Source organism: Micrococcus sp. APC 4021 (assembly GCF_030407635.1).
GTDB lineage: Bacteria > Actinomycetota > Actinomycetes > Actinomycetales > Micrococcaceae > Micrococcus > Micrococcus luteus.
This window is the reverse complement of record NZ_JASDCZ010000198.1, coordinates 1-2,048: the sequence shown is the minus strand read 5'-3', so window position 1 is coordinate 2,048 and position 2,048 is coordinate 1. Positions and strand designations below refer to the sequence as shown.

Annotated in this window: 3 protein-coding genes; all 3 read right to left on the bottom strand. The window is 72.0% G+C overall.

Translation table 11 applies throughout. The features are described 5' to 3' along the window. The coding region (locus QL983_RS11105) for a hypothetical protein (RefSeq protein ID WP_290153015.1) at positions 1 to 380 on the bottom strand (380 nt) is incomplete at its 3' end. Between the two features lie 66 nt (positions 381 to 446). Next, positions 447 to 959, bottom strand: coding sequence for a helix-turn-helix transcriptional regulator (locus QL983_RS11100; protein WP_119217618.1), 513 nt, complete (start codon positions 957 to 959; stop codon positions 447 to 449). A gap of 84 nt (positions 960 to 1,043) precedes the next feature. Then, the gene (locus tag QL983_RS11095; RefSeq protein WP_290153013.1) at positions 1,044 to 1,646 is read right to left on the bottom strand and encodes a hypothetical protein; all 603 of its coding nucleotides are present in this window, start codon (positions 1,644 to 1,646) and stop codon (positions 1,044 to 1,046) included. Between the last annotated feature and the right edge of the window lie 402 nt (positions 1,647 to 2,048).

Sequence of the window (2,048 nt, the reverse complement as noted above, 5' to 3'; positions counted from 1 at the left end):
GTCTCGAGGTAGGTCGGTGCCCATTCCTTGAGGGCGAGGAGGGTTTCCCGGTCGGCGGTGGCGACGACTTCGGCGAGGGTGCGGCCGGAGTCAAGGAGCATGCGGGCGCGGTCCCACGCGTCGCGGGTGGAGCCCTGGGGGTCGGGGACGCGGTCCAGGTTCCGCTGGTGGGTGGCCTGGGCAGCGTCGAGCGCAGCGCGGGCGGCGTCGACGTCGTGGCGGTAGGCGTCCTGGGCGGTTTGGGCGAGTTCGGCGCGGCGGCGGTCGCGGGCGGGGATGCTGAGGTCCTCGTCCTCGAAGTGGGCGGCGTCGTGGCGGGCGGCCGTGTAGCGGGCCGTGGCTTCGTTCAGACGGTCGGTGATGGGCTGGAGGTCGAACATCGGTGGTCCCTTTCTGGGGTCGTGTAGCGCTGTGACGGGGTCGTAGGGGTCGGGGGTCTGGGATGGTCAGTGGCCGGTGACGGGGTGGGCCTCGAGCCACTCGAGGCGGCCGGTCATGTCCTCGGCGATGCGTTCACCTCGGGCGACCATGAGCCGGAGGTCGTCGAAGTCGGGGGCGACGTTGAGGCGGTCCTGTCCTCGGCGGATGGTGGCGCGGAGGGTCTCGAGCTCGGCGCGGAGCGTGGCCGTGCGTTCGGGGTCGCCGGCGGGCCGGGGGACGGTTTTCCCGGCCATGTGGGGGCCGGTGATGTCCTCGAGGCGGTCGGCTAGGGCCTGGGTCCAGGCGAGGCCGGGTGAGTTGATGTCGAGGGCGCATGCAAGGCGGATCAGGGTCTCGCGTGAGGGCCGGCGTTCGCCGCGCTCGAGGTAGCACAGCATCCGTTGGGTGAGTCCGGCGCGTGCGGCGGTCTCGCACTGGGTGAGGGCGGCGGCGCCGCGGAGGCGGCGGAGCTCGGCCCCGATGGTGTCGCGGAGCTCGAGCTCGATCGTGGGCGTCAGGGGCGGGAAGACGTTGTTCATGCGGGGCCTTTCGTGGTGGCGGCGTGAAGGCTGTGGAGGGGGCCGTGATGGGTGTCGGCGCGAGCCCGTGAAGGTCGTGGCGGCTCACAGGGGTAGCGGGTCCTCGTGGAAGCGCGGGGCGTCGGGGTCGTCGTGCTCATAGGCGGGCGTGTAGCTGTTCCACGCGGAGAGGTCCGGGGCGGGCGTGGAGTGGCCGGGCTCGCGTCCGGTGGCGCTCGCGTGCCGCGGCGGGAGGGGGTCGTCCTCCCAGCGGCCCGCGTGGAGCCACGTCGACGGGTGCGCGACGTACTGTGCTTCGGCCCCGGACGGGAGGTTGGGGTCCTCGGCGTAGCGGCGTGCGCCGTCGACGATGTCGGTGGCCGGGGCCTCCCGGAGAGCGGCCCGCCATGCGGCGCGGGCGGCCTTCTTCCCGACCTTGCGGGGGTACACGTCCCAAAAGTCGTCGAAGGTGACGCCGTCGGCCTCGGAGGCCTTGGAGGGGTCGCGATGCTCGTGGTCGGGGTACTTGGCGCGGAGCGCGGCGGCCTGGCGGTTGCGTTCGTCGTCCTCGCGCCCGACGGCGTCAGCCGGAGGGGTCGAAGTCCTCGCGCGCGTACCGGGGTCGCGCTGGGAGGCGACCCGATTCTCCTCGCGTGGTTCCTGGGGTGTTCCTCCCAGTGGTTCCTGGGTACTCCTAGGGGGGACCATTTTGGTCCCCCTGTCAGGACCGTTTTGGTCCCCCAGGTGGGGGACTATTTCGGTCCCCCAGGTAGGACCACGGCGGTCCCCCAGGTGGGGGACCATTTCGGTCTCCCAGCCCTGCCCGGGGTCCTGGGCCTCGGCGGTCCATGTCACGTCTCGGCCGGACCCCGTCGGTCGGTACACGATCCCCGGGGCGAGGTTCAGCGCGTACTCGGCGCGCACGCCGGTGCGGGCATTCCCGCTCGAGGTGATTGCTCCCGCCCTGGCTAGGGCCGTGAGCGCCTTAACCGTGTTCCGCTTGGCGGACTCCGGGTTCCCCTGGACGTCCAGGCCTAGGGCGTGTCTGAGAATGGATCCAGGGGGCCAGCTGACACCCTGGAAGGCATGTCCCGCTTCCAGATGCTCTCC